The 12,485-nt window shown below is 71.5% G+C and carries 13 protein-coding genes and 1 pseudogene; 6 read left to right on the top strand and 8 right to left on the bottom strand.

Annotated elements, in window-relative coordinates; genetic code table 11:
- Positions 1–156: 156 nt before the first annotated feature.
- A complete protein-coding gene (locus tag ABD211_RS10505) occupies positions 157–444 on the bottom strand; it encodes a hypothetical protein (protein ID WP_344128814.1) in 288 nt (95 codons plus the stop codon).
- A gap of 9 nt (positions 445–453) precedes the next feature.
- Here ABD211_RS10505 and ABD211_RS10510 point away from each other — a divergent pair, with 9 nt between their 5' ends.
- Positions 454–897, top strand: a complete 444-nt coding sequence (locus ABD211_RS10510; protein WP_344128816.1) for a hypothetical protein — start codon at positions 454–456, stop codon at positions 895–897.
- Between the two features lie 3 nt (positions 898–900).
- Here ABD211_RS10510 and ABD211_RS10515 read toward each other — a convergent pair whose 3' ends face one another.
- Positions 901–1,818 carry an AEC family transporter gene (locus tag ABD211_RS10515; RefSeq protein ID WP_344128818.1) on the bottom strand — a complete coding sequence of 306 codons (918 nt, stop codon included), beginning with the start codon at positions 1,816–1,818 and terminating at the stop codon, positions 901–903.
- 46 nt (positions 1,819–1,864) lie between these two features.
- On the opposite strand from ABD211_RS10515, the gene ABD211_RS10520 reads away from it, so the two are divergent.
- Together ABD211_RS10520 and ABD211_RS10525 are read left to right on the top strand one after the other, a co-directional pair.
- Positions 1,865–2,827, top strand: coding sequence for a sigma-70 family RNA polymerase sigma factor (locus ABD211_RS10520; protein WP_344128820.1), 963 nt, complete (start codon positions 1,865–1,867; stop codon positions 2,825–2,827).
- A 67-nt stretch (positions 2,828–2,894) separates the two neighbouring features.
- Positions 2,895–3,644 (top strand): DUF899 domain-containing protein, encoded by a 750-nt coding sequence (locus ABD211_RS10525; protein WP_344128822.1) that lies wholly within the window; start codon positions 2,895–2,897, stop codon positions 3,642–3,644.
- Positions 3,645–3,735: 91 nt separating this feature from the next.
- Here ABD211_RS10525 and ABD211_RS10530 read toward each other — a convergent pair.
- Positions 3,736–4,245, bottom strand: a pseudogene (locus ABD211_RS10530) (putative immunity protein); the annotation flags it as partial.
- Between the two features lie 235 nt (positions 4,246–4,480).
- Between ABD211_RS10530 and ABD211_RS10535 the strand changes: the two are divergent.
- From ABD211_RS10535 to ABD211_RS10545, 3 genes are read left to right on the top strand one after another with little or no spacing between them, the layout of a single operon-like run.
- Entirely contained in the window at positions 4,481–5,908 is a 1,428-nt protein-coding gene (locus ABD211_RS10535; RefSeq protein ID WP_344129032.1) for a hypothetical protein, read from the top strand.
- On the top strand, positions 5,905–7,077 hold the full coding sequence (locus tag ABD211_RS10540) for an ARPP-2 domain-containing protein (RefSeq protein WP_344128824.1): 1,173 nt from the start codon (positions 5,905–5,907) through the stop codon (positions 7,075–7,077). The genes ABD211_RS10535 and ABD211_RS10540 overlap by 4 nt, the downstream gene beginning before the upstream one ends.
- A gap of 30 nt (positions 7,078–7,107) precedes the next feature.
- Positions 7,108–7,941: a hypothetical protein gene (locus ABD211_RS10545; protein ID WP_344128826.1), complete on the top strand. Its 834-nt coding sequence runs from the start codon at positions 7,108–7,110 to the stop codon at positions 7,939–7,941.
- 18 nt (positions 7,942–7,959) lie between these two features.
- Here the strand turns inward: ABD211_RS10545 and ABD211_RS10550 are convergent, their stop codons facing one another.
- The 5 genes from ABD211_RS10550 to fabG are packed head-to-tail and all read right to left on the bottom strand — an operon-like array spanning position 7,960 to position 12,416.
- A complete protein-coding gene (locus tag ABD211_RS10550) occupies positions 7,960–8,463 on the bottom strand; it encodes a hypothetical protein (RefSeq protein WP_344128828.1) in 504 nt (167 codons plus the stop codon).
- A gap of 8 nt (positions 8,464–8,471) precedes the next feature.
- Positions 8,472–10,001: a long-chain-fatty-acid--CoA ligase gene (locus tag ABD211_RS10555; RefSeq protein WP_344128830.1), complete on the bottom strand. Its 1,530-nt coding sequence runs from the start codon at positions 9,999–10,001 to the stop codon at positions 8,472–8,474.
- 16 nt (positions 10,002–10,017) lie between these two features.
- The gene (locus tag ABD211_RS10560; RefSeq protein WP_344128832.1) at positions 10,018–10,470 is read right to left on the bottom strand and encodes a MaoC family dehydratase; all 453 of its coding nucleotides are present in this window, start codon (positions 10,468–10,470) and stop codon (positions 10,018–10,020) included.
- Positions 10,467–11,639 carry an acyl-CoA dehydrogenase family protein gene (locus tag ABD211_RS10565; RefSeq protein ID WP_344128834.1) on the bottom strand — a complete coding sequence of 391 codons (1,173 nt, stop codon included), beginning with the start codon at positions 11,637–11,639 and terminating at the stop codon, positions 10,467–10,469. The genes ABD211_RS10560 and ABD211_RS10565 overlap by 4 nt, the downstream gene beginning before the upstream one ends.
- 18 nt (positions 11,640–11,657) lie before the next feature.
- Positions 11,658–12,416, bottom strand: a complete 759-nt coding sequence (fabG, locus tag ABD211_RS10570) for a 3-oxoacyl-ACP reductase FabG (protein WP_344128836.1) — start codon at positions 12,414–12,416, stop codon at positions 11,658–11,660.
- Positions 12,417–12,485 lie beyond the last annotated feature (69 nt).

The raw sequence follows: 12,485 nt of genomic DNA on the forward strand, positions 1-12,485 counted from the left end.
GCTATCCGGCGGGCATCTCGTCCTCGGCCGGGGCGCACACCTTCCAGACGCCGTCCCCGCGACGGAGGAACAGCGTGAAGTCCGGCTGCCGTGGGCGGACGTCGACAGGCGGCATGGCGGCGATCGCTTCGTCCGCGCGGCCCAGATCCGCGAGAGTTACGGCGAGAGAGTCTTCGTCGCCGTCCACCATCCGGTGTCCGCGAACGGGCGGAGCAGGCCGACCGCCGCGTCGCCCTGACCCTCGTCACACAGCAGCCGTGCCATGGCGACCACGCAGGTCCACTCGCCCTCACCGGCGAGCCGCCGCACCACGTCGACGTGCCCGTACTCGATGAGACGTGTCACCACATCCTTCGGGATCCAGTGGCGTCGGTCGAGCACGGCGGCGGAGTCCGCGACGATGAACTGTAGGGCGGCGTTGACAGTGATCGTTTTCCTGGTCATGCTCGCGCCATGTCAGCTCGGACACCCCTCGCCGTAGCCATCAGGACGGTGTTCGCCTGGAACGCGCTGTTCCTGGTCGCGCTCTACGTCTGGTGCGGCGTCTCGATCGCGACCATGTCGGCGAGCGCCGGGATGGGCGAGGTTGTTCCGTACTTCCTGTTCGTCTTCGGCACGCTGGTCATCGGACTGTGCCTGGCCGTCGCCGTCGTCGTGGTGACGCTGGCGCTGCGGCCGCCGGCCCGGGTGCGCAGTGTGGTCGGCCTGGGAACGGGTGCCGCGTTCGGGACGTATGTGTTCCTCGCCGGCCTGGTCGGCACCCTCTGGTCGGTCGGTGGCCTGCTCTCCGACACGGGCGTGACCGACGCGACGTGGGTGACCTACCTGGTCGTCAGCCTCGTCGCGGGCGTGACGACCGTCGTGCTGACCGTGCGGACGGTCCGTCGGCGGGCCTGACCGCTACGTCACGACGAACAGCCAGGCGGTGACCGTCACGGCGTACGCGAAGGTGGCGAACACGATCGTCGCCGTGGCCTCACCCTGGTGGGACCTGTAGCGGCCCGCGAACAGGAGCACGTTCGCGCCGGTCGGCAGGGCCGCGCACAGCACCGCGATGGTCAGCGGCAGGCCGCGCAGCCCGACCAGCCAGGCCGTGGTGAGCACCAGCAGCGGGTGCACGACCAGTTTGGTCAGCGCCAGGCCCGCCGCCGTCCGGCCGGAGCCGCGCAGCCCGTACTGCTGGAGGCTGAGACCGATGGTGACCAGGCTGAGCGGGACGACCGCGACGCCCAGGCCGGCCAGCACGTCGTCGATCACGCCCGGGATCGGCAGGCCGGTCGCGTGGTAGGCGAGGCCGAGCAGGATCGGCAGCGTCACCGGGTGGATGAGGCTGCGCCGCACGGTCTGCCCGATCAGCGACCGCCCGTCGTTGCGGCTGATCTCGGCGAGCACCGTGGCCGTGGTCAGCAGGATGACCGCGTGCAGGCTGATCAGCGCGATGTGCAGGGTCAGCCCCGCGGTGCCGAACAGCGCCGTGACCACCGGGATGCCGAGCTGCACCATGTTGCTGAACGTCACCGAGAGGCCCCGCACGACCGGCCCCACCCCGTCGCCCCCGCGCCATTTCTGCCACCCGTAAACCCCCAACATCAGGAGTACGGTCGGCACGAAGTAGACCGCGAGCATCCGCCACGGCAGCGTGGCCAGCGACACCCCGGCCATCGTCCGGAACAGCAGCGCCGGCGCGAAGATATTGAACGTCGCGGCGCTGAGCGTCTCGGCCGCGTTCGGCCCGACCACGCCGGCGCGTCCGGCCGCGAACCCGATCGCGATCACCGCGAAGATCGCGACCAGCTTCAGCAGCAGGTCGGTGGACACGGCAGGCGAGCCTACCGTGTCGTACCCCGTGGTTAGCATCGCGACCGTGACGGTGAGCGCGCGGGTGACGGACGATCTGGAGACCTATCGGCGGGAGCTGACGGGCTACTGCTACCGGATGCTCGGGTCGGGGTTCGACGCCGACGACGCGGTGCAGGAGACGATGCTGCGCGCCTGGCAGGCGCAGGAGCGGTTCGAGGGTCGCTCCAGCGTGCGGGTCTGGCTCTACCGGATCGCCACGAACGTGTGCCTCGACATGCTGCGCGGCCGGCGCCGCCGGGCACTGCCCATGGAGCTGGGGCCGGCCGTGGACGCGGTCCCCGCGGTGTTGGACCTGCTGCCAGCGGGCTCCTGGGTGTCGCCGATCGCGGACGAGCGGGTCCTGCCCGTCGGCGCCGACCCCGCCGAGCTGTTCGAGGCCCGCGAGAGTGTGCGGCTGGCGTTCGTCGCGGCGCTGCAGGCCCTGCCTGCCCGGCAGCGCGCCGCGCTGATCCTCTGCGACGTGCTGCGCTGGCCGGCAGTCGAGGCCGCCGCCCTGCTGGAGACCAGCGTGGCCGCCGTCAACAGCGCGCTGCAGCGCGCCCGAGGGGTGTTGCCGGCCGCGCGGGCCGCCCAGCCGGACCTGGGTAAAGCGGAGCGGGACCTCGTGGCCCGTTTCGTCGACGCGTTCCAGCGCTACGACATCGACACCCTCGTGACACTGCTGCACGACGACGCGATCCACGCCATGCCGCCGTACGCGCTGTGGTTGCGCGGCGCCGACAGCATCGGCCGGTTCCTGCTCGGCCCCGGCGCCGAGTGCCGCGGCTCGCGCCTGGTGCCCACGTCGGCGAACGGCGCGCCCGCCTTCGGGCAGTACCGGCCGGACCCGGACGGCGGTCACAGGCCCTGGTCGCTGCAGGTCCTCGAGGTCGTCGACGGCCGGGTCGCCGAGATCCACGCCTTCCTCGACACCGCCGAGCTGTACCCGGCGTTCGGCCTGCCGGATCACCTGCCGCCGCACCGATGATTCAGCGACCGCCCGATCGTCGGTATCTGCGCAACGTCTGAACGACACGACGCAGAGAGGTTCGATCATGGCTTTGCCCACAGTGGTGTCCCGCGACGAGTGGCTGACGGCCCGCAAGGAGCTGCTCGCCCGCGAGAAGCAGCTGACCCGGGCGCGCGACGCGCTCAACACCGCCCGCCGCGAGCTGCCGATGGTGCGGATAGACAAGCACTACGTCTTCGAAGGCCCGGACGGGCCTGCCCGCCTGTCGGACCTCTTCGCGGGGATGCGGCAGCTCATCGTCCAGCACGTCATGTTCGGCCCCGACTGGGACGCCGCGTGCCCCTCGTGCACGGCCGGCATCAACGAGCTCTCCGACGGCCTGTTCAACAACCTCCGCAACCGCCGGACCCGGTACGTCCTGGTGTCCCGCACCCCGCTCGACAAGATCGAGAAGTACCGCACGGAGAAGGGCTGGACGGTGCCCTGGTACTCGTCGTTGGGGTCGGATTTCAACTACGACTTCCACGTGACCATCGACGCGTCGGTCCGGCCGGTCATGTTCAACTACCGGGGGCCGGAGGAGTTGCAGACGCACGGCATGGAGTGGCTGCTCGACACCGCCAACCAGCCGTCGGAGCAGCCCGGCCTGAGCTGCTTCCTCCGCGACGGCGACGACATCTTCCACACGTACTCGACGTTCGGGCGCGGCACGGAGGCGGGCGGCGGCGCGTACGGGCTGCTCGATCTGACCGCGCTCGGGCGGCAGGAGGAGTGGGAGGAGCCGAAGGGGCGCGTCGAACACGCCCGCCGCTCGGCCCCGGACTTCACCGAGTAGGGCGCGCGACCGCCGAGGCCGAGTTCAAGGCGGCGCTCGACGCGTGGAAGGCGGACATCGGGCTGCCGGATGACTGAACGTCGTTCGGGACGTCGAACACGGACCAGCAGATGTCGTTGCGCAGCCGTTGGTCGTCGAGAACGAGGTCGCGGATCGCCGGCGGGAGCTGGGCCTGCTGCCAGCGGCACTCCCGTTGGCCGGCGGCCTCGCTCTCGCTGGGCGGCACGGCGGCGCGGACGGCCTTGATCGCATAGGCCGCCGCGCCGAGTTCGTGCGCGGCCACGTGCGCGACGACCGCTGCCTGGCCGGCGGCGTACGCGGCGTGCCGTGCCGCCCCACGCAGGTCCCTGGCCGCACCCATGGCGTGACCGCCCGCCGTGCGCGCCTGCGTCATCGGGACCTCACCGCGCGCCCAGGCACGGACGGACTCGATCGCCTCCCGCGGTCGCCGGTCGTGCGGCCGCACTGCCGCGAACAGGTGCAGGACATGCTCGGCGCAGGTCGCCGCCCACAGGGCCAGCAGGTGATGATCCGGATCGGTGAGGGTCCCCCCACGACGGATCGTGATGAAGCGGGGGTCCCGGACCTTCGGAAGGATCATGGTCGGGCACTCCTTACGCTGCGACCGCGTTCTTAGCCGACCTTACGGACACATTCGACGACGGTGCAAAGCCGGTTATCTCGTCGCGGCGTCGCGACGGTTGTCGGTATCGTGGCCCGGCCGGCCGCGGGACTCCGGTGCGACTTCCGGAACCCGCCTCTGAAGCGATGCTTCGCAGTTCGTGCCGCCATTCCCCGGCCGGCGCCGCGGCACCCGTGGGAGGTTGGTGGCGGTGATGTCGCAGGCGGACCGGGTCGCGTGCGAGGACGTGGTCATGTTCGTCAACGCCGCGATCGCGTCGACGGGCCAGCGTGAGTTCCGCTCCACTGCCGCCGAACAGCGTCTGTCGCTGGACTTCCTGCACGAGTACGTCCTGGGTAACTACCGCGACCTGTACACGGCGACGCTCGCCCTCGACATCAACGACCGCAACGCCGCCATGGTCGTGACGAACCTGCTGCGCACGGCGCGGTCCGCGACGGCCGGCCAGCGGGCGGTGGAGGGGCGGCTGATCGCGGCGCGACTGCGTACGCTGCCGCCGCAGCGGGTGTACGCCGCGTTCCGTGACCTGCGCCGGCACGGCGTCAACAACCGGCGCACCCGGGCGATCATGCGGGACTGGGTGAACGCCCGGCCCGACCCGGCCTTCGACGCGGTCAAGTACCGCCGATCGCTGTCCGTCGTCGCCCGGCACGCCCACCTGGCGCTGCCCGCCGAGGTGGGCACGGTCCTGTTCGACTGGCGCCGGCCGAAGCGCTACGACACGCCCCTGCTCGAGTCCTGGCGGCGCGCCCACTACGAGCAGCGCGCCCTGTACGACCTGCCGTACACCGTCGCCGAAGGGCTCGCCGCGCGGCACGGTATCGACCGCAGGCGCTTCCTGACGGGCATCGCGCCGAAGCTCACCGACACCGAGCGCCTGCGGCTGCAGGCGAGCGCCGAGCGGCACCGGGCCGACGCGGTCACCATGGACCTCGCCACGGCGCCGCTGACCCGACTGGCCACCTACGTCCTGTCGCTGTCGCGGCCCGAGCGAGTCCGGCGCCGCGACGAGCTGACCGACGCGCTGCGCGCGGCCGCCCGGCGGGCGGCCCGCCGGCAGGCGGGCACCTGGGGCCGGGTCGTCGCCGTCCTCGACGACAGCTACTCCGCCGCCGGCTCCGGCACCAAGCGCCGCCGGCCGCTCGCCGTCGCCCTGGCCACCCATTACCTGTTGGAGGTGCTCGCCACCGAGTACGCCGGCCTGTGGCTGACCCACCGGGGCGACCCGCTGCTCGTACACCCGCTGGGTGCCACCAATCTGGGCGAGCGTCTCCTCGACGGCCTCGAGCGCCGTCCCGAACGGCTCGTCATCGTCTCCGACGGCTGGGACAACGCCCCGCCCGGCGCGGCCGCCGAGGTGCTGCGCGTGTGGGCCACCCGCCTGGACCCCCACCGGGCCACGGACGTCGTGCACCTCAACCCGGTGTACGACGCCGACACGTTCGACGTGCGCCGCCTCGCGCCGACCGTGGCGACCGTCGGTATCCGCGACGCCGAGGACGCCCCGGCGCTGATCGAGCTGGCCCGCTTCGCCACCGGCCAGGCCAACTTCGCCGAGCTGCGTCGCCACCTCGCCGACCGGGTCGAGCGCTTCCTCGTCGCGTCGGAGGTCGCGCCGTGAGCACCGGGATCGCACTCACCGGGCTGACGGTCGCGCCCGCCCAGACGTGGGGCGGGGTGCGCCTCGTCCCGCTGCTGCGCGCCGACCCCATCAGCGACCTCCGCCTGCACGCCCGCCTCTACGAGGACTGGTTGTCGGTGGTGCGGACCGCGCCGCGCCGGGCGTACCTGTCGTTCGTCCCGCACGCGTTCGTGGCGACCTGGACCACCGACGCCACCCCTGCCGCCGCCTACGGCACCCAACTGCTCGACACGGGCACGCCCACGGCGATGACGCTGGCGTTCCGTCGCCGGATGGCCCGCCGCGAGGACAGGCAGCGGCTGCGGTTCCTGCCCCTGCACATGGCCATGGAGGGCTACCTGGCGCTGCAGTTCGGTGGCCCCACCATCGCGTGGCAGGAGTGGACCCGCCAGGCCGTCACCCGTGGCCTGTCGCCCCGGGTCGAGGCCAGCTACTCCGGTGCGGCCATCGCCGGTCTCGACGACGCCCTCCGTGTTTTCGAGATCCACCCCGACCAGTGCGGCATGATGCTCTACGTCGCCGACGCCCTCGCCGCCGCGTTCGTCGTCCCCCATCCCGACGACTACCGGGCGCTGCACCCCACCCTGTTGCAGGACTTCTACGGCGAACTGATCTTCCACTACGCCTACCTGTACGCGGCCGTACCCGAGTTCGCCGCCCGGCTCGACGACAGCCGGGTCGACAGCGTCGCCGATCTGCGTGCGCAGCTCGCCCGGGCCCGCGCCGACTGGGCGGCGTTCCACGACCTCATGGCCGGAGGGCTGCTGGCGACCGGGCCCCTGACGGTCACGCCGGTGCAGCGGATGGGCAGGTACACGCTGTCCCGGTTCGTGCCCGCCTTCGACCCCCACGCAGAGAACCACGTCGGCGAGACGATCACCGACGACGCCGGCCGGCTCGCGTACCTCAAGACGTTCCGACTGTCGGCGGCGCAGGCCAAGCGCGGCCATCTGCTGTCCCAGCTCGCGGCGCACGACTGGGACCTCGACGCGACCGCCGCGGCCCTCGGGACCGACCGGGACGGGCTGGTCCAGCGCCTTGACCGCAGCGGTTTCGGTCACCTGCTCCGGCCCGACATCCTCGACGCCTGCCGCAACCGCGCCCGCAACCTACGCGCTCGCCGCACCGGCGAAGCGGAGCGCGGCTAGGCTGCGCCCAAGATCGGGTACGCTCCCCAGATGGTTGTCGCCCGCCGCGTTCCGTGCGGCATCGACCGGGACGTTCTGATGCGGTGCTACGGCTACCGGTTCACCTCGGCAGGCACGATCAAGGCAGCCGACCCGTCCGACGCACCCGCCGACCTCGCCGCTGCCCGCGACGCCGGGTGGCCGGTGCGCCACATCGACCGGTGGAGCGCGCGTGAGGTGGTCGAGCGGGCCGTTGAGGCTGCGGACAGGTTGCACGAGGACGCGGTGCTCGCGGCGTTCGTCGCCGGGCTGGGCAGTGCCCCGCGCGGACGCCAGACGATCATTTCGTACGGTTGGGCGCGTTTCCTCGGCGCCCCGGCCCGGCAAGCGGGTGGGGTGCCCGACTGCGGTCTCTATCCGACAGCGGATGTCGATGTGACGGAGGTGCTGCTGCGGCTGTCGCTGGGCTGGGCATGGAACGAGATTCCTGTTCGCTACCTGCCGGACCTCGAGGCCGCGGCCAGCGAAGGGCTGCCCGAGCCGGACGCGGCCGACCGTGCACGGCTGCGCGCCCTGCTGGACCTCGTCAGGTCGGCACCTGCCGGAACGACACCGGGTGGACTGGAGAAACTGCTGGCTCAGGCGAAGCTCGTGCCCGGCACCGACAAATACCAGCGGTACGGCATTCTGATCGGCCTTTCGGAGTTCGGGGTGCTCCCGAGTCCGGCCCTGTCACCGATGTGGGACCGGTTCATCCCCACCGTCGAACGGCACGCGGCGTCGCGGGGGCTGCGGGGCGCGCCGCGCTCAGACATACCTGTCCCGCTGGCGGGGTGGCGGGGCGGTCTCGACGAGCGCCGCGCGGCACGCCTGCTGGCGGTGTGAGCAGTTCGCGCTCCGAGGTCACGGGCTGGCGAAGCGGAGGAGTATGTCGCGCGTGGAACCCATGCCGTAGTGGTCCTCGTCGCAGGACAGGGCCGCCACCTCAGCGAGTATCGGGGCCGGGTCGATGCCGGCCTTTCGCGCCTGGTCGCACAGGGCCCGCAGGGCCAACAGGTCGTCGCGGGTGTCCGCGCCCTGATCGCAGGCCGAGATGCGCAGCACGTGTGTCCGGAACTCGGCCGCGCCATGCCATTCGCCTGGCAGCGGCGCGGCCCACCGGAACGACGTGTACCGCCGGAACAGCCCTCGGATCACCGCCCGATCGTCGTCCGACCCTTCGGCGTACCGCGAGATGACCGCCCGCAGCACGGCCTCGGCCTCGCCCTCCACCCCGAGCGCGGCGAGCTCCGCCGCGATGCGCTCCCCGAGCCCGTCGACCTCGTCCAGCGGAATCGGCGCCGTCGCCACCGGCCGGTAGACGGCATCGAGCCGGGCCACATCCGTTTCGAGGGCGGCTAGGTCCATGCCCTCCTCTATAGCGTCCCGGCGCTATAGCGTGCCCGCAGCTCCCGCTTCAACACCTTCAGGCTCGGCCCCACGGGCAGCTCGCTGACGAGCCGCACCTGCCGTGGGTACTTGTGCCGCCCGAGCCGCTCCTTCGACCATTCGACCAGCGCGGACGGATCGAGATCAGCGGAGGCCGGCACGACGACCGCGCAGATCTCCTCGCCGTGCACCTGGTCCGGCACGCCGATCACGGACACCTGAGCCACCGCCGGGTGCCGCGCCAGGACCTCCTCGACCTCGCGCGGGTACACGTTGAAGCCGCCCCGGATCACGATGTCCTTCTTGCGGTCGACTATCGTGATGAACCCGTCGTCGTCCTTCGTGCCCAGGTCACCGGTGCGGAACCAGCCGTCCACGACCGCCTGCGCCGTCGCCTCCGGCCGCCCCCGGTAGCCGGTGAACACGTTGTGCCCCCGGATCACGATCTCGCCCAGCTCGCCGTGCGGCAGCAGCTCGATGGCCTCCTCCACCTCGGCGCGCGCGACCTCGACCTCCACGCCCCAGATGGGCGGCCCGACCGTGCCGGGCTTCGCCCCGAAGTGCGGCTGGTTGGTCGTCGCCGTCGGCGACGTCTCCGACAGGCCGTACCCCTCGTAGATGGTGGTGGCGAACGCCTCGTTGAACTTCTCCAGCACCGCGAGCGGCAGCGACGCCCCGCCCGAGATGCACAACCGCAGCGCGGGCAACGCTTCGCGGCCCGCTGCGGCCTCGAGCATGGCCAGATACATCGTGGGTACGCCGTGGAAGACGTCGACGCCCTCGCGCACCATGAGGTCGATCGCGGCGTCCCCGGTGAACCGGGCCAGCAGCACCACGGTGGCGCCCATCCGGAACGTGCCGTTCATGCTCACGGTCTGCCCGAACGTGTGGAACAGCGGCAGGCACCCGAGCACCACGTCCGAGGTGCGCGCCTCGTGCGCCTCGGCCGTGTTGATGAGCGCGTTCATCACCAGGTTGAGGTGGCTCAGCTCCGCGCCCTTCGGCGCCCCGGTGGTCCCGCTGGTGTAGAAGACGACCGCCGTGTCCTCCGGACGACGGCTGACATAGGAGCGCAGCGGCGCCGCGTCGACGCTCTCCAGGGAGCCTGGGCCGCCGTCGGGGCGGGGCCCGACGCTCACCACGTCGATGCCCGCCACGGTGGCGGCCGCGGCGGCCGTGGCGAGTTGGCTGGAGTGCGCCACGACGAGCTTCGCGCCGCTGTCGCGCAACACGTAGGCCATCTCGGGCGCGGTGAGCAGCAGGTGCACCGGAACGACCGCCGCGCCGGCCGCGAGGATCCCGTAGTACGCCCGGGGGAACTCGACCACGTTCGGCGCGACGAGGGCCACCGTGTCGCCGGGGGCCACGCCCAGTTCGCGGAGCTTCCCGGCGTACTCCAGGGATTCCTGCCAGAGTTGCGCATAGCTGTAGCGGCCCGCGTGGTCGACCACCGCGGTCCTATCAGGGTATTTGCGGGCGGCCTCGGCGAGGACGGTCGCCAGGGACAGGGTGGTCACGACGCCTCCAAGCGAACTAGAAGTAGACGCGGCTGACCGTCTCCGCGACGCAGCAGGGCTTGTCGCCGCGGTCGGTGCTGACGGTGATCCGCGCGGTGAGCTGGGCTCCGCCCGGGACGGGCTCGACGGACAGGATCTCGCCCGCGATCCGGATGGAGGAGCCGACGAGCAGGGGCGCGGGGAAGCGCACCCGGTTGAGCCCGTAGTTGACGCCCATCGTGGCGCCCTCGACCCGGTACAGGTCCTTGGCGAGCAGGGGGAGCAGGGACAGGGTCAGGTACCCGTGGGCGACCGTGCCGCCGAACGGGCCGGACGCGGCGCGCACCGGGTCGGTGTGGATCCACTGCGGGTCGCCGGTGGTCTCGGCGAACGCGTTGACCCGGTCCTGGTCGATGAGGAACCACGGGGTGGGGCCCAGCGGCTCCCCGACGGCGCCCGCAAGATCCTCGATCGAGGTGAAGGTTCTCACGCCAGGTGACCCCCGATCGAGGTGAAGCCGCGGAGCAGGTCGCGGGAGATGATCAGGCGCTGCATCTCGTCGGTGCCCTCGAAGATGCGCAGCAGGCGGGCCTGGCGGTACATGCGCTCGATCGGCAGCTCGCGCGTGTAGCCCATGCCGCCGTGGATCTGCAGCACCTTGTCGATGACGTTGTTGGCCATGTTCGCGCCGAACAGCTTGGCGTGCGAGCTGGCGTGCCGGGGGTCGAGGCCCTGGTCGACGGTCCAGGCGGCGCGCAGGATCAGCCAGCGGGCCGCCTCCAGCTCCGTCTCCGCGTCGGCGATCATCCACTGGATCGCCTGGTACGTGGAGATCTTCGCGCCGAACGTCTCCCGCGTGTTGGCGTAGTCGATCGCCATCTGCAGGGCGCGCTCGGCGTAGCCCAGCGCGTGCGACGGGATGAGGTAGCGGCCCTTGCCGATCCACTGCATGGCCAGCGCGAACCCCTGACCGACCTCGCCGAGGATGTTCCGGCTCGGCACCCTGACGTCCTCGAAGACCAGCGACGCGGGCGTGGCCTCGCCCATGGTCCGGATCGGCTCCGAGTGCCAGCCCATCGCCCGGTCCACCAGGAACGCGGTCGCACCGCCGTCGCTGGCCTTGCGCTCGCGGTCCGTGCGCGCGACGACGATCGCGAAGTCGGCGTCGTTGCCGTTGGTGATGAACGTCTTCTCGCCGTTGAGGACCCAGTCGTCGCCGTCCTGACGGGCGGTCAGCTTGATGTTCGCGGCGTCCGACCCCGCCCCCGGCTCGGTGATCGCGAAGCAGGAGATCCGCTCGCCCTCGATCGTCGGGACGAGGAACTCCCGCTTCTGCTGCTCGTTCGCGTGGAACAGGATGTTGTCGGCCTCGCCCCCGAACCGGAACGGCACCCACGAGCGGCCGACCTCGGTCCAGATGAGCGACTGGAGCACGGCGGGCAGCTCCATGCCGCCGTACTCGGCGGGGGTGTCCAGGCCCCAGAAGCCGAACTTGCGGGCGCGCTGTTGCAGTTCGCGCAGCTCGTCGTGGGTCAGGCCGGGTTGGCCGGCCCGCTCCCGGCGCAGGGTCTCCTGCTCCAGGGGCATGACCTCCTTGCGGATGAAGGCCCGGACGGTGTCCCGGATCGCCTTCTCCTCATCGTTGAGCGCGAAGTCCATCGTGTTCCTTCCTTCTGGTTAACGGGCTCCGCCGTTGACGTACAGGGTCTGGCCGCTGACGAACGACGCGTCGTCGCTGGCCAGGAACGCGATCACCGAGGCGATCTCCTCGGGCTGGGCAACCCGGCGCAGCGGCGTCTGCTCGGCCGCCCATTTCTGGTGGTCCTCGGGGGTGAAGCCCACCCGCTGCGCGGTCGCGGCGGTCATGGCCGTGGCCACGTAGCCGGGCGCGACGGCGTTGACGGTGATGTTGAACGGGCCCAGCTCGATCGCGAGGGTCGCGGTGAGGCCCTGCACGCCGGCCTTGGCGGCCGCGTAGTTGACCTGGCCCCGGTTGCCGAGCGCCGAGCGGGAGCTGAGGTTGACGATCCGGCCGTACCTGGCGCCCACCATGTGCTTCTGGGCCGCCTGGCAGCAGTGGAACATGCTGGTCAGGTTGGTGGTGAGGACCGCGTTCCACTCGTCGGCGGGCATCTTGAACAGCAGGTTGTCGCGGGTGATGCCGGCGTTGTTGACCAGCACATCCAGGCTGCCCAGGTCCGCGACCACCCGGTCGATCGTGTCGGTCACCGCCGCGCCGTCCGTCACATCGCAGGAGTACGCCTTCGCGGCGCCACCCGCCGCGATGATCTCCTGCGCGACGGGCTCCGCCCGGTCGAGGTCGAGGTCGATCACGGCCACCGCCGCGCCCTCGGCGGCGAGCCGCCGGGCGGTGGCGGCGCCGATGCCCTGCGCCGCGCCGGTGACGACGGCGACCCTGCCGGCGAATCGGTCCATGCGAGTGTTCTCCTAGCGCCTCGGTTGCGAGGCCTATAATCTAGCGCTGTTAGTTTTTTGATGTCCAGA

The sequence above is a fragment of the Luedemannella flava genome (assembly GCF_039528515.1).
Taxonomy (GTDB): Bacteria; Actinomycetota; Actinomycetes; order Mycobacteriales; family Micromonosporaceae; genus Luedemannella; species Luedemannella flava.